A 22,427-nucleotide genomic window follows, 5' to 3' on the forward strand; every position below is an offset into this window, starting at 1 on the left:
CGTTGGCTGAGTTAAACGACCATTTGGGAGTTTAGCTCAGCTGGGAGAGCATCTGCCTTACAAGCAGAGGGTCAGCGGTTCGATCCCGTTAACTCCCATAGGTCCCGTAGTGTAGCGGTTATCACGTCGCCCTGTCACGGCGAAGATCGCGGGTTCGATTCCCGTCGGGACCGTAGGAACGAAGTTTCTAGCAGATAATGATACGACTCGTTAGCTCAGTTGGTAGAGCAATTGACTTTTAATCAATGGGTCACTGGTTCGAGCCCAGTACGGGTCATTATAGCGGGTTTGGCGGAATTGGCAGACGCACCAGATTTAGGATCTGGCGCTTTACGGCGTGGGGGTTCAAGTCCCTTAACCCGCATAAAAGAATAATAATGAGCCGGCTTAGCTCAGTTGGTAGAGCATCTGATTTGTAATCAGAGGGTCGCGTGTTCAAGTCATGTAGCCGGCATTTTTTTATATAAAGAAACAGATGCGAACGTAGTTCAGTGGTAGAACACCACCTTGCCAAGGTGGGGGTCGCGGGTTCGAATCCCGTCGTTCGCTTGAGGAGGCCGGGGTGGCGGAACTGGCAGACGCACAGGACTTAAAATCCTGCGATTGGTAACGATCGTACCGGTTCGATTCCGGTCCTCGGCATAGACTTAGGTTGGAGAAGAAGCACCCTTAGCTCAACTGGATAGAGTACCTGACTACGAATCAGGCGGTTAGAGGTTCGACTCCTCTAGGGTGCATGGTCGCAAGACTATGTAGCAATAGAATAGAAACGAGCACCCTTAGCTCAACTGGATAGAGTACCTGACTACGAATCAGGCGGTTAGAGGTTCGACTCCTCTAGGGTGCATAAAGCGTAAGCTTTAGTTCGGGAAGTAGCTCAGCTTGGTAGAGTACTTGGTTTGGGACCAAGGTGTCGCAGGTTCGAATCCTGTCTTCCCGATTTATGGCGGTGTAGCTCAGCTGGCTAGAGCGTCCGGTTCATACCCGGGAGGTCGGGGGTTCGATCCCCTTCGCCGCTATACTATTGATCTTGTCGGACCTTTAGCTCAGCTGGTTAGAGCTCTCGGCTCATAACCGAGTGGTCGTAGGTTCAAGTCCTACAAGGTCCATAATTAGCTGGAGGATTACCCAAGTCCGGCTGAAGGGAACGGTCTTGAAAACCGTCAGGCGTGTAAAAGCGTGCGTGGGTTCGAATCCCACATCCTCCTTAATATTAACGCGGGATGGAGCAGCTCGGTAGCTCGTCGGGCTCATAACCCGAAGGTCGTAGGTTCAAATCCTGCTCCCGCAATATTTGGCTCGGTAGCTCAGTTGGTAGAGCAATGGATTGAAGCTCCATGTGTCGGCGGTTCGATTCCGTCTCGCGCCATTTTCTTTAATAATAAGCGGGTGTAGTTTAGTGGTAAAACTACAGCCTTCCAAGCTGTTGTCGCGAGTTCGATTCTCGTCACCCGCTTTGAACATTTGTTCATTACCAAGTTTTTAACTTGGGCGCGTAGCTCAGGTGGTTAGAGCGCACGCCTGATAAGCGTGAGGTCGGTGGTTCGAGTCCACTCGTGCCCATCAGGAGAATTACTCAAGAGGCTGAAGAGGACGGTTTGCTAAATCGTTAGGTCGGGTAACCGGCGCGGGGGTTCGAATCCCCCATTCTCCGTAGAGAATCAAGTTAGCTTTCTAGCTAACTTTTTTGTTACTTTGATACATCAATAGAAATAAAAATGTAACAAAGGCGTAACATAAAATCTTTCATTTTCTGTTATACTAGTTAGTGTCTTATATGAAGGAGTCTTTTATTTTATGAAGAAAAAATTATTAACGACTATTTTACTTAGTACAGTTGCTTTATCACAAGTAGGTACAGTTATTTCTGTAGGAGCTGATTCTACTGATGATAAAATCGCTGCACAAGATAGTAAGATTGCTGATTTGAGTTCAAAAGAACAAAGCGCACAAGCAGAAGTTGATCAAATTCAATCTCAAGTTTCTGAAATCAAAAAACAACAAGAAACTCTTAAAGCTGAAAATGATCGTTTGAACGAAGAGTCTGCTAAACTTTCAGCAGAGATTGAAGAGCTTTCTAAAAATATTGTTGCTCGTCAAGAATCATTGGCAAACCAAGCACGTAGTGCTCAAACAACAGGAACTGCTACAAGTTACATTAACGCTATTGTAAGTTCTGGTTCTTTGACTGAAGCTATTTCTCGTGTTTCTGCAATGAATGAAATTGCTAGCGCCAACAACAAAATGCTTGAAGAGCAAAAACGCGATAAAGAAGCAATTGACGCTAAGCAAAAAGAAAACAATGAAGCAATCAACACTGTTATTGCGAACCAACAAAAATTAGATGATGATGCGCAAGCGTTGACAACTAAAGAAGCTGAGTTGAAAGTTGCACAATTGAATTTGGCAGCTGAAAAATCAACTGCAGAAAATGAAAAGAATGCTTTGCTTGCTGAGAAAGCAGCAGCTGAGAAAGCGGCAGCTGAAGCAGCAGCAGCTGAAGCAGCTTACCGTGCACAACAAGAAGAGCAACGTAAGGCTGTAGAAGCATCTGCTAATACTAACTTGCAAGCACAAGTGCAAGCTGCAACTCAAACACCAGCAGCTGAAGCAGCACAACCTCAAGCAACTGTTGCGACTCCTGCTGCAGCACCAGCAGTTCAAACTCAAACTGTTGCTACACCTGCTGCAACTAGTCGTCCAACATACAGCTCGTCTGCAAGTTCATACCCTGTAGGTGAATGTACTTGGGGTGCGAAAGTATTGGCACCTTGGGCTGGTGATTACTGGGGTAATGGAGCACAGTGGGCTACAAGTGCCGCAGCAGCTGGATTCCGTACTGGTAGCCAACCACAAGTTGGAGCTATTGCATGTTGGAATGACGGTGGATATGGACACGTAGCAGTGGTTACAGCTGTTCAATCTACTACAAGTATCCAAGTATCTGAATCTAACTACTTAGGTATCCGTAGCATTGGGAACTACCGTGGATGGTTTAACCCAGTGAATGCTCAAGGATCAGTTACTTATATCTATCCAAATTAAGAATTCAAAACACTCACTTTTCGTGGGTGTTTTTTACTATAGTTACTATTTTAATTTTTGGTGGATTATGGATTGAAAAATCATGTAAAAAGGGTTACAATGGGTAAAGAGAAGATTTGTACATTTGTACATTGTGGTTAAATTTATGTGGAGGAAATCATGTCGTTTTCGGATTTAATGCTGTTTGCTTTATCTTCTAACCAAGATTTGGCTGAACGTGTCTCTAAGGAGATGGGATTGCCACTTGGTAAGTCGACCGTACGTCAATTTTCAGATGGGGAAATCCAGGTCAATATTGAGGAGTCTATTCGTGGTAAAGAGGTGTATATTCTTCAATCTACGAGCTCTCCTGTTAATGATAATTTAATGGAAATTTTGATCATGGTAGATGCCTTAAAACGTGCCAGTGCTCAAACCATTAATGTAGTGATGCCCTATTATGGTTATGCTCGTCAAGACCGTAAAGCTCGTGCTCGTGAGCCAATTACGTCTAAATTGGTTGCTAATATGTTAGAGATTGCCGGTGTAGATCGTCTCTTAACCATTGATTTGCATGCAGCTCAGATTCAAGGGTTCTTTGATATTCCAGTGGATCATTTGATGGGGGCTCCATTGATTGCAGACTACTTTGAACGTCGTGGCATGGTTGGTTCTGACTATGTGGTAGTCAGTCCGGACCACGGTGGTGTGACGCGTGCTCGTAAGCTAGCTGAATTTTTGAAAACACCGATTGCCATCATTGATAAACGGCGGAGTGTCGATAAAATGAACACCAGTGAAGTCATGAACATCATTGGGAACGTCGAAGGGAAAACTTGTATCCTGATCGATGATATGATCGATACCGCGGGAACAATTTGCCACGCTGCAGATGCACTTGCTGAAGCAGGAGCTGTAGAAGTCTATGCAAGTTGTACGCACCCTGTATTGTCAGGTCCAGCTATGGACAATATTCAAAAATCAGCGATTAAGAAGTTGGTGGTGTTGGATACCATCTTCCTACCTGAAGACCGCTTAATCGATAAAATTGAACAAATCTCCATCGCAAAACTTTTGGCAGAAGCGATTATCCGCATCCATGAAAAACGTCCTTTGTCTCCTCTATTTGAAATTGGAAATGCGAAAAAATCTTAAAAAGTAGGAGGTTGGGAAATCCAACCTCTTTTCTTTTGATAAAAATTTGGATTGCTATGGGCAATACATGCTATCATTATTGAAGCAAATAGAGGTAGTTAGTAGAAAATAATGGTTTTAAATTCTAGAAGTAGTTGTAAGAAGGGGGTGACGCCATGAAGACGATAAAGAATGAATCCAGTTCACGATTAAAGGGATTATTTTTGTTTATTTTCTTGATGGTCATTTTTGGATTGGCTGTTCTTTTTCTGATGCGGAATTCCTCTGAACGGAAGAACTCAAATCTTACTAGTTCAGCAAATAATCCGTCCGCAAGACAGGTCCAGTCAAAGCAAGAAACTCCATATGTTCCTAGTCAAGAAGAGAAAGATTACTTAAATAAGCGGTTTACGTCATTATTGAAGGTGAATCCAGAAACTGTAGCCTATATCTATGCTCCAGGTACGGAATTGGATGAGCCTGTTGTTCAAACAAGGGATAATGCTACTTATTTGGATAAGACCTTTGAAGGAGGTTTTGAACCTTTCTTAGGGACAGTCTTTATGGATATGGATAATCAGAAAGACTTCAGTGATCGGTTGACTTGGCTGTTTGGTCATGCTCGTGGTAGTTTACTTGGAGATCATCGTATGTTTAATGATGTTAATTACTTCGACCGGCAGGAGTATTTTGATCAGCATCCTTATGTGGTCATCGAAACTCCTCAACGAAAGTATGTCTATCAAGCTTTTTGTCTTGTCATTGTTCCTGAAGAAACTCCTTTTTATCGCATCCATTTTAAAGATGATCGAGACTTCACTGATCAACTGGATCAAGTGTATCAGAATGCGAAAACAAAAAATCCAACAATGAAAGTGAAAGCTTCGGACCGCTATTTGGTCTTATCTACTTGTCGGGAAGAAGATAATAGCATCCGATCCAATCTCTATCTCCGTCAGATACCGGATTCGGAAATGAAGGATTTCTTGGCGAAACATGGTGATCAGTTGAATTATGTTGCAACACGTGGTCAAGAATAGAAAAGATTTGGTGAAATTTATTCAATGAGAGGATTTAGCATGTGCTAAGTCCTTTTTTGATGAGAAAGGTCATTATTGTATCATCTTAGTGGGGGCTAGCCCCTTTTTTGCGATGGTTTTCTATTTATAGTATAATGGTGATAGGACTTTTTTTGGAGGTGGCTATGGATTTAACAAAACGGTTTAATCAAAATTTGAATCGAATCGAGATTTCTTTGATTCGTCAGTTTGACCAAGCCATTTCTTCTATTCCAGGTGTTTTACGCTTAACCTTGGGTGAGCCAGATTTTACGACACCAGACCATGTAAAGGAAGCAGCAAAAGCAGCTATCGATTCCAACCAGAGCCATTATACGGGGATGAGTGGCTTGCTAGCTCTACGTGAAGCTGCTAGTCAGTTTGTCGCTGAAAAATATAATTTACAGTATCGACCAGAGGATGAAATTTTGGTTACGATTGGGGCAACGGAAGCCCTTTCTGCGACCTTGACCGCTATATTGGAACCTGGAGATGTAGTGCTATTACCAGCACCTGCTTATCCTGGATACGAACCTATTATTAAACTGATGGGGGCTAGTGTCGTCGAAATTGATACGACAGACAATCGGTTTATCCTCAGCCCAGAGGTTTTAGAAAAGGCTTTAGAAGAGCAAGGGGATCGCGTCAAGGCGGTTATTCTCAACTACCCAGCTAATCCGACAGGTGTTACTTACTCTAAGGAGCAGATGCAGGATTTGGCTAGGGTCTTGAAAAAATATGAAGTTTTTGTCATTTGTGATGAGGTCTATTCGGAGCTAACTTACACAGGTCAGCCTCATGTTTCCTTGGGATCCTACCTACGGGACCAAGCCATTATTATCAATGGCTTGTCTAAGTCTCATGCTATGACAGGTTGGAGACTCGGTTTTATCTTTGCGCCGGCTTCCTTGACAACTCAATTAATCAAGAGTCATCAGTACTTGGTGACTGCAGCGGGGACCATGAACCAGTATGCAGCCATTGAAGCCTTAACGGTTGGTAAAGACGACGCAGAGCCGATGAAACGGGAATACATAGAGCGTCGAGATTATATCATCAAAGAAATGTCTGCCATGGGCTTTGATATTATCCGCCCGGATGGAGCCTTCTATATCTTTGCTAAGATCCCACAAGGATATACCCAAGACTCCTTCGCTTTTTTGAAGCTTCTTGCCCAAGAAAAAGCTGTTGCCTTTATTCCAGGAATGGCTTTTGGTCCTTATGGCGAAGGCTATGTACGCTTGTCTTATGCAGCCAGTATGGAAGTGATCCAAGAAGCGATGAGTCGGTTGAAGGAGTTTATGAAAGAACATGTTGGAGAGCATTGAGAGTCGTGGCATCGTCCTCTACCATCGGGATTACCGAGAGGACGATAAGCTGGTTAAAATCTTTACAGAGCAAGCTGGCAAGCTCATGTTTTTCGTGAAACATGCCAATCGTTCTCGGTTGAATTCTATGATCCAACCGTTGACTTTAGCGGATATGTATCTGAAAATCAATGATGACGGACTCAGCTATATCGAAGATATTCATGAGGTTCAAAGTTTCCAAGGGATTAACCAAGATCTTTTTCGTCTTTCCTACGCAACCTATATACTGGCCTTGGCAGATGCTAGTATACAGGATCGTCAACCTGATCCAGCTTTATTTGCTTTTTTGGAGCAGACCTTGCAATTGATGGATCGGGGCTTGGATTATGAAATCTTGACCAATATTTTTGAAATGCAGATTTTATCCCGATTTGGTGTCGCCTTAAACGTCCATGAGTGTTGCGTCTGTCATCGAGTGGGGTTGCCTTTTGATTTTTCATTCCGCTTGGGTGGTGTCCTTTGCCCAGATCATTATGATCGTGACGAAAGACGAGCCCACTGGGATCCAAACGCCCTCTATTTGCTGGATCGTTTTCAAGCTGTGAAATTTAGTGAGTTAGAGACGATTTCCATCCATGATGCGATGAAGAAAGAGTTGAGAAAGTGTCTAGACCAACTCTATGATGAATATGTAGGCATTCATCTAAAAGCTAAGAAATTTATTGATTCCCTGGGAAGCTGGGGAGAGATCTTAAAAGATCAGTCTGGAGGTAAGAAATGAAAAAAATTGCAGTTGATGCAATGGGTGGAGATCATGCTCCACAGGCCCTGGTAGAAGGGGTCAATCAAGCCATACAAGAATTTAAGGATATTGAAGTCATTTTGTATGGGGATGAGGCTAAAATTAAGCAATACCTGACAGCAACTGAACGGGTATCCATCGTCCATACGGATGAGAAAATCAACTCAGATGATGAGCCGACTCGTGCGATTCGTCGGAAAAAGCAAGCCAGCATGGTCTTAGCAGCGCATGCAGTTAAGAATGGAGAAGCGGATGCGATGCTTTCAGCAGGAAATACAGGAGCTCTTCTTGCCTCTGGTTACTTCATCGTCGGTCGGATCAAGGTCATCGATCGTCCAGGTTTGATGTCGACTCTTCCTACACTTGATGGGAAGGGCTATGATATGTTGGATTTGGGGGCAAATGCTGAAAATACGCCAACACACTTGCACCAATATGCGATTATGGGAGCCTATTATGCAGAGAATGTCCGTGGCATTAAGCGGCCTCGTATCGGTCTCTTAAATAACGGAACAGAGGAAAGTAAGGGGGATCCCCTACGCAAGGAGACCTATCAATTATTAGCAGCAGATCCTTCTCTTAATTTTGTAGGAAATGTGGAAGCGCGTGACTTGATGGATGGAGTTGCTGACGTCATTGTTACAGATGGATTTACAGGAAATGCTGTCCTTAAGACCATGGAAGGAACTGCTCTGGGCCTCTTTAAACAGTTGAAAACGGTCCTTAGTGGTGGTGGGTTGAAAGCTAAGATAGGAGCCTTCCTATTGAAGAATGATCTACGAGGTTTGAAAAAGACCTTGGATTATTCAGATGTTGGAGGTGCGGTCTTGTTTGGCTTGCAAGCCCCTGTCGTGAAAACCCATGGTTCTAGTGATGCCAAGGCAGTCTATAGCACGATTCGCCAGATCCGGACCATGTTGGATACAGATGTTATTCGTAAATCTGTGGTTGAATTATCAGAATTGGAGGAAGAGAAATGAGTCGTCATCAAGAAATTTTTAAACTAGTTGAAGGGTTGATTCAAGATCATAAAGGATCTGACTATGAGGTTACTTTGGATTTGGATTTACGAAAGGACTTGGAAGTAGATTCCGTTGATCTCATGGAATACATTATTTATTTGGAAGAAGCCTACCAAATTGATATCCCAGATAAAGACATTGATGCCATGGCAACTGTTGGAGATATGGTAGACTACGTTTTGAAGAAAACAAGCAAATAAAGTTCGGTTTTTACGAACGAACAAGCATCTAAAAATAAGAGGTTGAATCTTTTTGATTCAATCTCTTATTATTTTTGTGTTACAAGCGAACAAGATACGGATTTAACTTGAAAAAACAACATCTCTGTGATACACTGAAAGGGATAAAAGATGAAAGGCGAACAAGAAGATGTCCGATCAATTAATTTATACGGGGAAAGCAAAAGATATTTATAGTACAGAAGACGAACATGTGATTAAGTCCGTTTATAAGGACCAGGCCACCATGCTAAATGGAGCTCGCAAAGAGACCATTGAGGGGAAAGGTGTGCTGAATAATCAGATTTCGTCTCTTATTTTTGAAAAATTGAATACTGCGGGTGTAGCGACGCACTTTATTGAACGTATCTCTGATACAGAACAATTGAACAAGAAGGTTTCAATCATTCCTTTGGAGGTTGTGCTTCGTAACGTGACTGCGGGTTCTTTCTCAAAACGTTTCGGTGTTGAAGAAGGTTTGGACTTGAAAACCCCTATCGTTGAATTTTACTACAAAAACGATGATTTGGATGACCCATTCATCAATGACGAGCATGTGAAGTTCTTGGATATTGCCAATGATGAACAAATTGCTTATATCAAGGAAGAAACACGTCGCATCAATGAATTGTTGAAAGATTGGTTTGCACAAATTGGCCTTCGCTTGATTGACTTCAAATTGGAATTTGGTTTTGATAAGGATGGCAAGATTATCTTGGCAGATGAATTCTCACCAGATAACTGCCGACTTTGGGATGCTGAAGGGCACCATATGGACAAGGATGTTTTCCGTAGGGATCTGGGCAGTTTGACAGATGTTTATAAGGTTGTGTTGGAGAAATTGCAGGGCTTGAAGTAAAGTTTTACTTGGTCGTCACTACAATCTTTAAGTAGAAATAGATAAAGGAAATAAAATGGATAAACGTATTTTCGTTGAGAAAAAAGCTGATTTTCGTGTGAAATCGGACTCTTTAGTAAAAGAATTGCAGCATAATCTTCAGTTGAAAACCTTGAAGGATCTTCGGATTGTTCAGGTTTACGATGTCTTTAATTTGGCAGAGGATTTGTTTGCGAGTGCGGAAAAACATATTTTTTCAGAGCAGGTGACCGATACTGTTTTGGATGAAGCTGCGGTTCAGGCTGATCTTGAGAAGTATGCTTTCTTTGCTATCGAAAGTTTGCCTGGTCAATTTGACCAACGTGCAGCATCTTCGCAAGAAGCTTTGCTTTTGCTTGGTAGTTCAAATGATGTAACAGTGAACACAGCACAATTGTACTTGGTTAACAAGGATATTGATGCGAATGAGTTGGAGGCTGTCAAAAACTACCTTTTGAACCCAGTGGATTCTCGTTTTAAAGATATCACTGTTGGTATTGCTAAACAGGATTTCTCTGAGTCTGACAAGACCATTCCAAGCTTGGATTTCTTTGAAACTTATACGGCAGAAGATTTTGCTAAGTATAAAGCTGAGCAAGGATTGGCAATGGAAGTGGATGACCTTCTCTTCATTCAAGATTACTTCAAGTCTATTGGACGGGTGCCAACTGAGACTGAGCTTAAGGTTTTGGATACTTACTGGTCTGACCACTGCCGTCATACAACTTTCGAGACTGAGTTGAAAAACATCGACTTCTCAGCTTCTAAATTTGAAAAACAATTGCAAGCGACTTATGACAAGTATATTGCCATGCGTGATGAGTTGGGACGTACAGAAAAACCTCAAACCTTGATGGATATGGCAACTATTTTTGGCCGTTATGAGCGTGCTAATGGTCGTTTGGATGACATGGAAGTGTCTGATGAAATCAATGCCTGCTCAGTTGAAATTGAAGTGGATGTCAATGGTGTCAAAGAACCATGGCTTCTTATGTTCAAGAACGAAACTCACAACCACCCAACTGAAATCGAACCATTTGGTGGTGCGGCTACTTGTATCGGTGGTGCCATTCGTGACCCATTGTCAGGTCGTTCATACGTTTACCAAGCCATGCGTATCTCAGGTGCTGGTGATATTACAACACCAATTGCTGAAACTCGTGCTGGTAAATTGCCACAACAAGTGATTTCTAAAACAGCGGCTCACGGTTATTCTTCATACGGTAACCAAATTGGTCTTGCAACAACTTACGTTCGTGAATACTTCCACCCTGGTTTCGTTGCTAAGCGTATGGAGCTAGGTGCCGTTGTCGGTGCGGCTCCTAAGGAAAATGTTGTCCGTGAGAAACCTGAAGCAGGTGATGTGATTATCTTGCTCGGTGGTAAGACTGGACGTGATGGTGTCGGTGGTGCGACAGGCTCTTCTAAAGTTCAAACGGTTGAATCTGTTGAAACAGCTGGTGCTGAGGTTCAAAAAGGGAATGCCATCGAAGAACGTAAGATTCAACGTCTTTTCCGTAATGGGGATGTGACACGTCTGATCAAGAAATCAAATGACTTTGGTGCTGGTGGTGTCTGTGTGGCTATCGGTGAATTGGCAGATGGTCTTGAAATTGATCTAGACAAAGTGCCATTGAAATACCAAGGCTTGAACGGTACAGAAATTGCCATCTCGGAATCTCAGGAACGTATGGCCGTAGTGGTTCGTCCAGAAGATGTAGATGCTTTCGTTGCTGAATGTAACAAAGAAAATATTGATGCTGTTGTCGTTGCGACAGTGACTGAAAAACCAAATCTTGTCATGCACTGGAATGGTGAAACCATCGTTGATTTGGAACGTCGTTTCCTTGATACAAACGGTGTACGTGTGGTTGTAGATGCTAAGGTGGTTGACAAGGATGTCAAGCTTCCAGAAGAACGTCAAACATCTGCTGAAACCCTTGAAGCGGATACTCTTGAAGTCTTGGCTGACCTGAACCATGCCAGTCAAAAAGGGTTGCAAACTATCTTTGATAGCTCGGTTGGTCGTTCAACAGTCAATCACCCACTTGGTGGTCGCTACCAAATCACACCAACGGAAGCTTCTGTACAGAAATTGCCAGTCCAACATGGCGTGACAACAACTGCATCTGTTATGGCGCAAGGATTCAACCCTTATGTAGCAGAATGGTCTCCATATCATGGCGCTGCTTATGCGGTCATCGAAGCCACAGCTCGTTTGGTTGCTGCTGGTGCAAACTGGTCTAAGGCTCGTTTCTCTTATCAGGAATACTTCGAGCGTATGGATAAACAAGCAGAGCGTTTTGGTCAACCAGTCTCAGCTCTCCTTGGATCCATTGAAGCTCAGATTCAACTTGGTTTGCCATCTATCGGTGGGAAAGACTCTATGTCTGGTACCTTTGAAGAATTGACAGTACCACCAACCTTGGTTGCTTTTGGGGTAACAACTGCGGATAGCCGTAAGGTTCTTTCTCCAGAATTTAAAGCTGCTGGTGAAAATATTTACTACATTCCTGGTCAAGCTTTGGCACAAGAAATTGACTTTGAACTCATCAAGTCTAACTTTGCTCAATTTGAAGCCATCCAAGCTGACCACAAAGTGACAGCCGCATCAGCTGTTAAATATGGTGGTGTGGTTGAAGCTCTTGCACTTGCAACATTTGGTAACCATATCGGAGCAAATGTCGAATTAGCTGACCTTGACACTAGCTTGACAGCCCAATTGGGTGGATTCGTCTTCACATCGCCTGAAGAAATTGCAGGTGTTGCCAAGATCGGACAAACAGTAGCAGACTTTACACTAGTTGTCAACGGTGTAACGCTGGATGGACACAAACTTGACAGTGTCTTCCAAGGTAAATTGGAAGAGGTTTACCCAACAGAATTTGCACAGGCAACTGAGTTGGAAGAAGTACCTGCTGTAGCATCAGATGCTGTGATTAAAGCTAAAGAAACAGTTGAAAAGCCAGTGGTTTACATCCCAGTATTCCCAGGTACCAACTCTGAATACGACTCCGCTAAGGCCTTTGAAAAAGAAGGTGCCAAAGTCAACTTAGTACCATTTGTCACACTCAACGAAGAAGCGATTGTCAAGTCTGTTGACACCATGGTTGACAACATTGAAAAAGCCAACATTATCTTCTTTGCAGGTGGCTTCTCAGCAGCGGATGAACCAGATGGATCAGCTAAATTTATCGTGAACATCTTGCTCAATGAAAAAGTGCGTGCAGCTATCGATGGTTTCATCGAACGCGGCGGCTTGATCATCGGTATCTGTAACGGATTCCAAGCTCTTGTCAAATCAGGTCTCCTTCCATATGGTAACTTTGAAGATGCAAGTAGCACGAGTCCAACCCTCTTTTACAATGATGCTAACCAACACGTGGCTAAGATGGTGGAAACACGTATTGCCAATACTAACTCACCATGGCTTGCTGGAGTAGAAGTTGGAGACATCCACGCTATCCCAGTATCACACGGTGAAGGGAAGTTTGTCGTGACAGCTGAGGAATTCGCAGAGCTTCGTGACAATGGTCAAATCTTTAGCCAATATGTTGACTTCAAAGGCAACCCAAGCATGGATTCTAAATACAATCCAAATGGTTCTGTCCATGCAATCGAAGGAATTACCAGCAAGAACGGTCAAATCATCGGGAAGATGGGTCACTCAGAACGTTTTGAAGATGGTCTCTTCCAAAATATTCCAGGAAATAAAGATCAACATCTCTTTGCATCAGCGGTTCAATATTTTACTGGAAAATAAAAGGTATACAACATGACATACGAAGTAAAATCTCTTAATGAAGAGTGTGGAGTCTTTGGGATTTGGGGACATCCAGACGCAGCAAAACTCACCTATTTTGGTCTTCACAGTCTCCAACACCGGGGACAAGAGGGAGCAGGCATCTTGGCCAATGACCAAGGAACCTTGAGACGTCATCGGGATACAGGTCTGCTTTCAGAAGTCTTTCGGAATCCTTTAAATCTAGAAAAATTGACAGGATCTTCTGCTATTGGACATGTTCGCTATGCGACAGCGGGGGAAGCGTCTGTGGATAACATCCAACCCTTCCTCTTCCGCTTTCATGATACGCAGTTTGGTCTGGCCCATAATGGGAATTTGACCAATGCCCAATCGCTCAAATCGGAATTAGAAAAAAATGGAGCCATCTTTAGCTCGACCTCTGACTCAGAAATTCTGGCCCACTTGATCCGTCGGAGCCACAACCCTTCCTTTATGGGGAAAATCAAGGAAGCACTCAATACGGTCAAAGGTGGATTTGCTTATCTGATGTTGTTTGAAGATAAGTTGATCGCGGCGCTGGACCCAAATGGCTTCCGTCCTCTTTCCATCGGGAAAATGGCAAATGGTGCCTTGGTTGTTTCTTCTGAAACCTGTGCCTTTGAGGTGATTGGGGCAGAATGGATCCGAGATGTGCATCCTGGTGAACTCGTGATCTTTGATGAAAATGGCATTACCTATGATCGCTATACGGATGATACCCAGCTAGCAATTTGTTCCATGGAGTATATCTATTTTGCTCGCCCTGATTCCAATATCCAAGGGGTCAACGTCCATACAGCTCGTAAGCGGATGGGCGCTCAGTTGGCTCGAGAATTTAAGAACCAAGCAGATATAGTGGTGGGGGTTCCCAACTCCTCTCTCAGTGCGGCCATGGGCTTTGCGGAAGAATCCGGTCTGCCAAATGAAATGGGCTTGATCAAGAATCAGTATGTCCAACGAACCTTTATCCAACCGACTCAGGAATTGCGGGAACAAGGAGTGCGGATGAAGCTCTCTGCCGTATCTGGGGTCGTGAAAGGCAAACGGGTTGTCATGATTGATGATTCTATCGTTCGTGGGACAACCTCTCGTCGGATTGTGAAATTGTTGAAAGAAGCAGGGGCTACAGAAGTCCATGTGGCAATTGCTAGCCCAGCTCTGGCTTATCCATGTTTCTACGGAATTGATATTCAGAGCCGCGAAGAGCTGATCGCAGCCAACCATACAGTAGAGGAAACTTGTGAGATTATTGGTGCGGATAGCTTGACTTATTTATCTGTTGATGGCTTGATTGATTCTATTGGCATTGATACTGATGCACCAAACGGTGGTCTTTGTGTGGCTTACTTCGATGGGAAATACCCAACGCCTTTGTATGACTACGAAGAACGCTATTTGGAAAGCTTGAATGAGCAGACCTCCTTTTATTAGGAATGTTTGCAAGTGAATCTGATCAATCATCAGTAGGATCTAGGAAGAGAAAAAGGAATAAACAAATGACAAACAAAAATGCTTACGCGCCACGTCTCACTACTGACTAAAAGCTAAAGCATTTGTCAGTAGGCGCTTTCTCCTATGGGATCAAAGCTAGAGACCTGACTAGTATTTTTAGATAAAAAGATGGTTTATCTAAAAATACGTCGCACTCTTTCTCAAAAAAAGAAAAGGATTAAAAAATGACAAATAAGAATGCATACGCTCAATCGGGTGTGGACGTTGAAGCGGGTTATGAAGTTGTTGAACGGATCAAAAAACACGTGGCACGTACGGAGCGTGCGGGTGTTATGGGAGCTCTTGGTGGTTTCGGTGGTATGTTTGACCTTTCAAAAACAGGTGTCAAAGAGCCAGTTTTGATTTCAGGTACAGATGGTGTCGGTACTAAACTCATGCTTGCTATTAAGTACGACAAACACGATACTATCGGTCAAGACTGTGTCGCTATGTGTGTTAACGATATCATCGCCGCAGGTGCTGAGCCCCTTTACTTCCTTGACTACGTAGCAACTGGTAAAAATGAACCAGCTAAATTGGAGCAGGTCGTTGCTGGTGTTGCTGAAGGTTGTGTGCAAGCTGGTGCGGCCCTTATTGGTGGTGAAACTGCTGAAATGCCTGGTATGTACGGTGAAGATGACTATGACTTGGCTGGGTTTGCTGTCGGTGTTGCAGAAAAATCTCAAATCATCGACGGTTCAAAAGTAGCTGAAGGGGATGTGATTCTGGGACTTGCTTCAAGTGGTATCCACTCAAACGGTTACTCACTTGTTCGTCGTGTCTTTGCGGATTACACAGGTGAAGAAGTATTGCCTGAGTTAGAAGGCAAGAAACTTAAAGACGTTCTTCTTGAACCAACTCGTATCTACGTTAAGGCTGTTCTACCACTCATCAAAGAAGAATTGGTCAACGGGATTGCCCACATCACAGGTGGTGGTTTCATCGAAAATGTACCACGTATGTTCGCTGATGACTTGGCTGCTGAAATTGACGAAAGCAAAGTGCCAGTTCTTCCAATTTTCAAAGCCCTTGAAAAATATGGCCAAATCAAGCATGAAGAAATGTTTGAAATCTTCAACATGGGTATCGGTCTCATGCTTGCGGTTAAACCAGAGAATGTGGAACGTGTCAAAGAACTTCTTGACGAACCTGTTTATGAAATTGGTCGGATTGTGAAGAAAGATGGTGCAAGTGTGGTGATTAAATAATGACTAAAAGGATTGCTGTTTTTGCCTCTGGTAACGGCTCAAACTTTCAGGTGATTGCGGAACAATTTCCAGTAGAATTTGTTTTCTCAGATCACCGAGATGCCTATGTCTTAGAGCGTGCCGAAAAGCTTGGGGTTTTAACCTATGCTTTTGAGCTTAAAGAGTTTGAGAACAAGGCTGACTATGAAGGAGCCATCGTCGAGCTCTTGGAAGAACACCAGATTGACCTAGTTTGTTTAGCCGGCTACATGAAAATCGTCGGACCAACCTTGCTAGCAGCTTATGAAGGCCGTATCATCAATATTCACCCAGCCTATCTTCCGGAATTTCCAGGTGCTCATGGCATTGAGGATGCTTGGAATGCGGGTGTTGCTGAGAGCGGTGTGACCATTCACTGGGTGGATTCGGGTGTGGATACGGGAAAGGTTATCCAACAAGTCCGTGTGCCACGGCTTGAAGGTGATACCCTTGATACTTTCGAGACGCGCATCCACGAAACAGAGTACAAGCTCTATCCAGAAGTATTGGAACATTTGGGAGTTGCACGAAAATAAGGAAGCCCTAGAGATGAAAAAACATTTTTGACTCTAGCAGATGAAGAACTTTTTTAAAAAAGGAAAAGAAAAAAATGACTAAACGCGCACTAATTAGTGTTTCAGATAAAGTGGGCATTGTTGAATTTGCCCAAGAACTCAAGAAACTCGGTTGGGACATCATCTCAACAGGTGGGACAAAAATTGCCCTTGATAATGCCGGTGTTGATACCATTGCCATTGACGATGTGACTGGTTTTCCAGAAATGATGGACGGCCGTGTGAAGACTCTCCATCCAAATATCCACGGTGGTCTTCTCGCTCGTCGTGACCTCGATAGTCACCTTGATGCTGCTAAGGATAATCAGATCGAACTGATAGACCTTGTTGTGGTCAATCTTTACCCATTCAAGGAAACCATCCTAAAACCAGACGTGACTTACGCTGACGCGGTGGAAAACATCGATATCGGTGGGCCATCTATGCTTCGTTCAGCAGCAAAAAACCACGCTAGCGTAACAGTTGTGGTAGACCCTGCTGACTATGCTGTTGTGCTTGACGAATTGGCAGCAAACGGTGAAACAACTTACGAAACTCGCCAAGGTTTGGCAGCCAAGGTTTTCCGTCACACAGCGGCCTACGATGCCTTGATTGCAGAATACTTCACAGCTCAAGTGGGTGAAGAAAAACCTGAAAAACTCACCTTGACTTATGATCTTAAGCAAGCAATGCGTTACGGGGAAAACCCTCAACAAGACGCTGATTTCTACCAAAAAGCCTTGCCTACGGATTATTCGATTGCATCAGCGAAACAGCTCAACGGTAAGGAATTGTCCTTCAACAATATCCGTGACGCTGATGCTGCCATCCGTATCATTCGTGATTTTAAAGAACGTCCAACCGTTGTGGCGTTGAAACACATGAACCCATGTGGGATTGGTCAGGCTGAGGATATCGAAACAGCTTGGGATTACGCTTATGAGTCTGACCCAGTATCAATTTTCGGTGGTATCGTCGTTCTCAACCGTGAGGTAGATGTTGCGACAGCTGAGAAGATGCATGGTGTTTTCCTTGAAATCATCATCGCACCAAGCTATACGGATGAAGCGCTAGCCATTTTGACCAACAAAAAGAAAAATTTGCGGATCCTTGCCTTGCCATTTGACGCACAAGATGCTAGTGAAGTGGAAGCAGAATACACAGGTGTTGTCGGTGGACTCCTCGTTCAAAACCAAGACGTGATCAAAGAAAGCCCAGCTGACTGGCAAGTGGTAACCAAACGCCAGCCAACTGAGACAGAAGCGACTGCTCTTGAGTTTGCTTGGAAAGCAATCAAGTATGTCAAATCAAACGGTATTATCGTGACTAACGACCACATGACACTTGGTGTTGGCCCTGGTCAAACCAATCGTGTGGCTTCCGTCCGTATTGCTATTGACCAAGCTAAAGATCGTCTTGACGGTGCTGTCCTTGCTTCGGATGCCTTCTTCCCATTTGCGGATAACGTGGAAGAAATCGCTAAAGCAGGGATTAAGGCCATCATCCAGCCAGGTGGATCAGTACGTGACCAAGAGTCTATCGAAGCTGCTGATAAATACGGCTTAACCATGGTCTTCACAGGCGTGAGACATTTTAGACATTAATCAAATAAGGCACTCATCGATAGATGAGTGCCTTTATTAATCAAGCGACCTTTAATTTGGATAGATATAGCTGACCGTTCCCCAGACAACATTCGTGGGGTCAAACCAGCCACGGAAATTGTTGATGGTCCGATTTCCATTGTAATTGGCTTCCTTCACTTGGATTTTTTGATCATGTTCGACCTCCGTCACGACTGCAACGTGGCCATAGCCTCCATTATCCCAACAGGCGATAGCACCGACCTCTGGGGTATTTCCTGTCCGGAAGCCCGCAGCGCGTGCACTAGCTGCCCACATGCCACCGTTTCCCCACCAGTTTTGTGACCAAGGAGCCAGTTCTTTTGCTGCCCAGGTACATTCACCAACGGGATAGTAATTATCCGGTTGGGTGACCAGTGGAGTAGCTTTAGCCCGCTCGACCTGAAATTCTGTGGCGAGCAAGCCTTTTAAGTGTCCCTTGTTTTTCTGGTAAACATGGAGATGAAAGGTTCCTTTCCCTGTATGTTTCTCGGCGTTGAAGGACAATTGGTAGCGACCAGGTGCCGTTTTTTTTGCGAGATACCAGATCAAGTCGTCTTGGCCATCTTGTTCAGACCAGATGGGAAAGAGGACTTCCTCCACATCTTCAAAGAGCTGGAGTTGGATCTCAAATAGCTGCGCACCGCTAGGTCGGACTGTGATCTTAGGTTGGGAAGATGCGAGGTCTTTTTTCTCAACGATTGTCTGTAGTGGAAATAGTCCTTCAAGGTTTCCGTTAGAATGGATGCCGTAGACATGGATGTGATAAAGTCCTGCTTGATCCAAATGATTGGTCAGTGGTACTTGCAAATCAAATCCATTTTCTCCTCGTTGAACAGGATACCAAATAAGGTCGTCTTGGCCGTTTTGCTCGGACCAAATGGGGATGCTAACGCTTTGGAAGCGGTCTGGAATGGTCCCGAGGTGGACAACTAATTGTCCCTTTTCTTTGTAGATATAATTGACGTTTTGCTCTGCTCTAGCAACTTGTGAAGCCCCTGCCCAGAAAAGACAAGCTGCCAAGAGTAGTTTCTTTATTCTCTGCATAAAACTCCTTTTTTAAAAAATAGTAGAGGTCTCAATTATAATATTCGTAAAAAGGAGCAGAAATTTAAAAAATAATGAAAAAAGTTTGTTTTCTAACGAAAATCATCGGATATTCCTTGAAATATTAGAACAAAACGAACGTTTGTGGTATAATTTAATAAAATAATTCGCAAAAGAGGTTCGAGATGAAACTTTTGGTTGTTGGATCTGGCGGTCGTGAGCATGCGATTGCTAAGAAATTGTTGGAGTCTAAAGGCGTTGAGCAGGTTTTTGTGGCTCCTGGTAATGATGGAATGCGATTAGATGGTCTGGATTTGATTAATGTCGGAATTTCCGAACATTCTAAGCTGATTGACTTCGCAAAAGTCAAAGATATTGCTTGGACCTTTATCGGTCCAGATGATGCGCTTGCGTCTGGAATCGTGGATGATTTCAATGCAGCTGGTCTCAAAGCATTTGGCCCGACCAAAGCTGCGGCTGAGCTGGAGTGGTCTAAGGATTTTGCTAAGGAAATCATGGTCAAATATGATGTTCCGACAGCAGCCTATGGAACATTTTCCGACTTTGAGGAAGCCAAGGCCTACATCGAAGAAAAAGGCGCTCCAATCGTCGTCAAGGCAGATGGCTTGGCCCTTGGGAAAGGTGTCGTCGTTGCTGAAACGGTTGAGCAAGCTGTCGAAGCTGCTCATGAGATGCTGTTGGACAATAAATTCGGTGACTCAGGTGCGCGTGTGGTCATCGAGGAATTCCTGGATGGAGAAGAGTTCTCTCTCTTTGCCTTTGTCAATGGAGACAAGTTCTACATTATGCCAACGGCTCAGGACCACAAACGTGCCTACGATGGCGACAAAGGTCCTAACACTGGTGGGATGGGTGCCTATGCGCCAGTTCCTCACTTGCCACAGAGCGTGGTTGACACAGCGGTTGACACCATTGTCAAGCCAGTTCTCGAAGGGATGATTAAAGAAGGACGCCCCTATCTTGGTGTCCTTTACGCGGGGCTTATCTTGACAGCTGACGGATCTAAAGTCATCGAGTTTAACTCACGCTTCGGCGATCCTGAAACGCAAATCATTTTGCCTCGTTTGACATCTGACTTTGCACAAAATATCACTGACATTTTGGATGGCAAAGAGCCAACTATCACTTGGACGGACAAGGGTGTGACACTGGGTGTAGTTGTCGCATCAAACGGCTATCCACTTGCTTATGAGAAGGGTGTCAAACTTCCAGCCAAGACAGAGGGCGACATCATCACTTACTATGCCGGTGCTAAAATCGCTGAAAATGGGCAAGACCTTCTCTCAAACGGCGGACGAGTCTACATGCTGGTTACCACAGCAGATACCGTAAAAGATGGCCAAAATACCATCTACAGCCAACTCGACAACCAAAACACAGAAGGCTTGTTCTACCGAAACGATATCGGCAGCAAGGCGATAAAAGATTAACAGGTATTAACTTTGTCATGGCGAGCGAAAGCGAGCCAAAGTAAGATAATGGTCGCTTAATTCGCGAGCGTTAGCGAGCTAGTATAGGATAATCGTCGCAGTAGTGGAACTCCTAGTAGCAGAGCTACTAGGAGCGGAAAACTGGAGACTCAGGCTCCAGTTTTAGTAATGGAACGCCACAGGCGGTCGCTTACGTCCGCACTACAATAGACGATTATCAAAAAAGGAGAATAAATGAAACCAGTAATTTCCATTATCATGGGCTCAAAATCCGACTGGGCAACCATGCAAAAAACAGCCGAGGTATTAGACCGCTTCGGTGTAGCCTACGAAAAGAAAGTTGTTTCCGCACACCGTACACCTGACCTCATGTTCAAACATGCCGAGGAAGCACGTAGTCGTGGCATCAAGGTTATCATCGCTGGTGCTGGTGGTGCAGCTCACTTGCCAGGGATGGTTGCTGCTAAAACAACTCTTCCAGTCATCGGAGTACCCGTCAAATCACGTGCTCTTAGTGGCGTGGATTCGCTTTATTCCATCGTTCAGATGCCGGGTGGGGTACCTGTTGCGACCATGGCTATCGGTGAAGCAGGTGCGATTAACGCTGCCCTCTTTGCTCTCCGTCTCCTCTCAGTAGAAGACCAGGCTATCGCGACAGCTTTGGCAGATTTCGCAGAAGAGCAAGGAAAAATCGCAGAGGAGTCTACAAATGAGCTCATCTAAAACAATCGGAATTATCGGTGGTGGTCAGCTGGGTCAAATGATGGCCATTTCTGCTATCTACATGGGGCACAAGGTTATCGCTCTGGATCCTGCGGCTGATTGCCCGGCCTCTCGCGTGGCGGAAATCATCGTGGCTCCTTATAACGATGTAGATGCTCTTCGTCAGTTGGCGGAGCGTTGCGATGTTCTCACTTATGAGTTTGAAAATGTCGACGCCGATGGTTTGGATGCCGTTATTAAGGATGGACAGCTCCCTCAAGGGACAGACCTACTCCGTATTTCTCAAAATCGCATTTTTGAAAAGGACTTCCTCTCAAACAAGGCTCAAGTCACCGTGGCCCCTTACAAGGTTGTGACTTCTAGTCAAGACTTGGCAGATATGGACCTGTCGAAAAACTATGTCCTCAAGACGGCGACTGGTGGCTACGATGGGCATGGACAAAAGGTCATTCGTTCAGCAGAAGATTTGGCAGAAGCCTATGCGCTAGCTGACTCAGCAGACTGTGTTTTGGAAGAATTTGTCAACTTTGACCTTGAAATTTCTGTCATCGTGTCTGGAAATGGCAAGGATGTGACTGTTTTCCCAGTTCAGGAAAATATCCATCGCAACAATATCCTGTCTAAGACCATTGTGCCAGCTCGCATTTCAGAAAGTTTAGCTGAAAAAGCCCAAGCAATGGCAGTGCGAATCGCAGAACAACTGAATCTTTCCGGAACTCTTTGCGTGGAAATGTTTGCGACAGCTGATGACATCATTGTCAATGAGATTGCTCCACGCCCACATAACTCAGGCCACTACTCGATTGAAGCTTGTGACTTTTCACAATTTGACACACATATCTTGGGTGTTCTCGGAGTTCCATTGCCAGCTATCAAACTACATGCCCCTGCCGTCATGCTCAACGTACTCGGCCAGCATGTCGATGCCGCTGAAAAATATGTCACAGAAAATCCAAGCGCCCACCTCCACATGTATGGTAAAATAGAAGCGAAGCATAACCGCAAAATGGGACATGTGACTTTGTTTAGTGATGTGCCGGATAAGGTTGAGGAGTTTGGGGAAGGGATGGATTTTTAGAGGAGA

Annotated in this window: 17 protein-coding genes and 18 tRNA genes; 34 read left to right on the forward strand and 1 reads right to left on the reverse strand. The window is 44.2% G+C overall.

Features of this window, described 5'->3' with window-relative positions; genetic code table 11:
- Positions 1-25: 25 nt before the first annotated feature.
- From LXO72_RS07510 to purH, 31 genes are all read left to right on the forward strand, one after another.
- Positions 26-98: transfer RNA gene (locus LXO72_RS07510), tRNA-Val, on the forward strand.
- Positions 99-100: 2 nt separating this feature from the next.
- Positions 101-173 (forward strand) — tRNA-Asp (locus LXO72_RS07515).
- Between the two features lie 31 nt (positions 174-204).
- Positions 205-277, forward strand: a tRNA-Lys gene (locus tag LXO72_RS07520).
- Positions 278-282: 5 nt separating this feature from the next.
- A tRNA-Leu gene (locus LXO72_RS07525) sits at positions 283-364 on the forward strand.
- Positions 365-381: 17 nt separating this feature from the next.
- A tRNA-Thr gene (locus LXO72_RS07530) sits at positions 382-454 on the forward strand.
- Positions 455-477: 23 nt separating this feature from the next.
- Positions 478-549 (forward strand) — tRNA-Gly (locus LXO72_RS07535).
- A 7-nt stretch (positions 550-556) separates the two neighbouring features.
- A tRNA-Leu gene (locus LXO72_RS07540) sits at positions 557-642 on the forward strand.
- 21 nt (positions 643-663) lie between these two features.
- Positions 664-737 (forward strand) — tRNA-Arg (locus LXO72_RS07545).
- Between the two features lie 36 nt (positions 738-773).
- Positions 774-847, forward strand: a tRNA-Arg gene (locus LXO72_RS07550).
- A 19-nt stretch (positions 848-866) separates the two neighbouring features.
- Positions 867-940, forward strand: a tRNA-Pro gene (locus LXO72_RS07555).
- Positions 941-945: 5 nt separating this feature from the next.
- A tRNA-Met gene (locus tag LXO72_RS07560) sits at positions 946-1,019 on the forward strand.
- Positions 1,020-1,035: 16 nt separating this feature from the next.
- Positions 1,036-1,109 (forward strand) — tRNA-Ile (locus tag LXO72_RS07565).
- A 9-nt stretch (positions 1,110-1,118) separates the two neighbouring features.
- Positions 1,119-1,208, forward strand: a tRNA-Ser gene (locus tag LXO72_RS07570).
- A 9-nt stretch (positions 1,209-1,217) separates the two neighbouring features.
- A tRNA-Met gene (locus LXO72_RS07575) sits at positions 1,218-1,291 on the forward strand.
- Between the two features lie 5 nt (positions 1,292-1,296).
- Positions 1,297-1,369: transfer RNA gene (locus LXO72_RS07580), tRNA-Phe, on the forward strand.
- Between the two features lie 16 nt (positions 1,370-1,385).
- Positions 1,386-1,456: transfer RNA gene (locus LXO72_RS07585), tRNA-Gly, on the forward strand.
- Positions 1,457-1,489: 33 nt separating this feature from the next.
- Positions 1,490-1,563, forward strand: a tRNA-Ile gene (locus LXO72_RS07590).
- A 3-nt stretch (positions 1,564-1,566) separates the two neighbouring features.
- A tRNA-Ser gene (locus tag LXO72_RS07595) sits at positions 1,567-1,654 on the forward strand.
- 143 nt (positions 1,655-1,797) lie between these two features.
- The gene (gene pcsB / locus LXO72_RS07600; protein ID WP_233331991.1) at positions 1,798-3,045 is read left to right on the forward strand and encodes a peptidoglycan hydrolase PcsB; all 1,248 of its coding nucleotides are present in this window, start codon (positions 1,798-1,800) and stop codon (positions 3,043-3,045) included.
- 159 nt (positions 3,046-3,204) lie between these two features.
- The gene (locus LXO72_RS07605) at positions 3,205-4,179 is read left to right on the forward strand and encodes a ribose-phosphate diphosphokinase (RefSeq protein ID WP_154859165.1); all 975 of its coding nucleotides are present in this window, start codon (positions 3,205-3,207) and stop codon (positions 4,177-4,179) included.
- Between the two features lie 155 nt (positions 4,180-4,334).
- The gene (srtB, locus tag LXO72_RS07610; protein ID WP_233331992.1) at positions 4,335-5,198 is read left to right on the forward strand and encodes a class B sortase, LPKTxAVK-specific; all 864 of its coding nucleotides are present in this window, start codon (positions 4,335-4,337) and stop codon (positions 5,196-5,198) included.
- A gap of 164 nt (positions 5,199-5,362) precedes the next feature.
- The gene (locus tag LXO72_RS07615) at positions 5,363-6,544 is read left to right on the forward strand and encodes a pyridoxal phosphate-dependent aminotransferase (protein WP_233331993.1); all 1,182 of its coding nucleotides are present in this window, start codon (positions 5,363-5,365) and stop codon (positions 6,542-6,544) included.
- Positions 6,528-7,307, forward strand: a complete 780-nt coding sequence (gene recO, locus LXO72_RS07620; RefSeq protein WP_048789397.1) for a DNA repair protein RecO — start codon at positions 6,528-6,530, stop codon at positions 7,305-7,307. Before LXO72_RS07615 ends, recO begins: the two co-directional genes overlap by 17 nt.
- The gene (gene plsX, locus LXO72_RS07625) at positions 7,304-8,308 is read left to right on the forward strand and encodes a phosphate acyltransferase PlsX (RefSeq protein ID WP_233331994.1); all 1,005 of its coding nucleotides are present in this window, start codon (positions 7,304-7,306) and stop codon (positions 8,306-8,308) included. The genes recO and plsX overlap by 4 nt, the downstream gene beginning before the upstream one ends.
- Positions 8,305-8,550 (forward strand): acyl carrier protein, encoded by a 246-nt coding sequence (locus LXO72_RS07630; protein ID WP_023027448.1) that lies wholly within the window; start codon positions 8,305-8,307, stop codon positions 8,548-8,550. Before plsX ends, LXO72_RS07630 begins: the two co-directional genes overlap by 4 nt.
- A 169-nt stretch (positions 8,551-8,719) precedes the next feature.
- Complete coding sequence (gene purC, locus LXO72_RS07635; RefSeq protein ID WP_233331995.1) at positions 8,720-9,427, forward strand: phosphoribosylaminoimidazolesuccinocarboxamide synthase; 708 nt, start codon at positions 8,720-8,722, stop codon at positions 9,425-9,427.
- Positions 9,428-9,482: 55 nt separating this feature from the next.
- A complete protein-coding gene (locus LXO72_RS07640) occupies positions 9,483-13,208 on the forward strand; it encodes a phosphoribosylformylglycinamidine synthase (protein WP_233331996.1) in 3,726 nt (1,241 codons plus the stop codon).
- Positions 13,209-13,220: 12 nt separating this feature from the next.
- On the forward strand, positions 13,221-14,660 hold the full coding sequence (purF, locus tag LXO72_RS07645; RefSeq protein WP_154859181.1) for an amidophosphoribosyltransferase: 1,440 nt from the start codon (positions 13,221-13,223) through the stop codon (positions 14,658-14,660).
- A gap of 245 nt (positions 14,661-14,905) precedes the next feature.
- The gene (gene purM / locus LXO72_RS07650; RefSeq protein WP_233331997.1) at positions 14,906-15,928 is read left to right on the forward strand and encodes a phosphoribosylformylglycinamidine cyclo-ligase; all 1,023 of its coding nucleotides are present in this window, start codon (positions 14,906-14,908) and stop codon (positions 15,926-15,928) included.
- Positions 15,928-16,482: a phosphoribosylglycinamide formyltransferase gene (gene purN, locus LXO72_RS07655; protein ID WP_233331998.1), complete on the forward strand. Its 555-nt coding sequence runs from the start codon at positions 15,928-15,930 to the stop codon at positions 16,480-16,482. Before purM ends, purN begins: the two co-directional genes overlap by 1 nt.
- A gap of 74 nt (positions 16,483-16,556) precedes the next feature.
- Complete coding sequence (purH, locus tag LXO72_RS07660) at positions 16,557-18,104, forward strand: bifunctional phosphoribosylaminoimidazolecarboxamide formyltransferase/IMP cyclohydrolase (protein WP_233331999.1); 1,548 nt, start codon at positions 16,557-16,559, stop codon at positions 18,102-18,104.
- Between the two features lie 51 nt (positions 18,105-18,155).
- On the opposite strand, the gene LXO72_RS07665 is transcribed toward purH, so the two are convergent.
- Positions 18,156-19,169, reverse strand: coding sequence for a GBS Bsp-like repeat-containing protein (locus tag LXO72_RS07665; RefSeq protein WP_233332000.1), 1,014 nt, complete (start codon positions 19,167-19,169; stop codon positions 18,156-18,158).
- 185 nt (positions 19,170-19,354) lie between these two features.
- Here LXO72_RS07665 and purD point away from each other — a divergent pair, with 185 nt between their 5' ends.
- The 3 genes from purD to purK all read left to right on the forward strand — a co-directional run bounded on the left by purD (position 19,355) and on the right by purK (position 22,421).
- The gene (gene purD, locus LXO72_RS07670) at positions 19,355-20,620 is read left to right on the forward strand and encodes a phosphoribosylamine--glycine ligase (RefSeq protein WP_233332001.1); all 1,266 of its coding nucleotides are present in this window, start codon (positions 19,355-19,357) and stop codon (positions 20,618-20,620) included.
- 234 nt (positions 20,621-20,854) lie between these two features.
- Entirely contained in the window at positions 20,855-21,343 is a 489-nt protein-coding gene (purE, locus tag LXO72_RS07675; RefSeq protein ID WP_233332002.1) for a 5-(carboxyamino)imidazole ribonucleotide mutase, read from the forward strand.
- Positions 21,330-22,421, forward strand: coding sequence for a 5-(carboxyamino)imidazole ribonucleotide synthase (purK, locus tag LXO72_RS07680; protein WP_233332003.1), 1,092 nt, complete (start codon positions 21,330-21,332; stop codon positions 22,419-22,421). Before purE ends, purK begins: the two co-directional genes overlap by 14 nt.
- Positions 22,422-22,427: the final 6 nt, after the last annotated feature.

This window comes from Streptococcus sp. XMC, assembly GCF_021341835.1.
Classification (GTDB): domain Bacteria; phylum Bacillota; class Bacilli; order Lactobacillales; family Streptococcaceae; genus Streptococcus.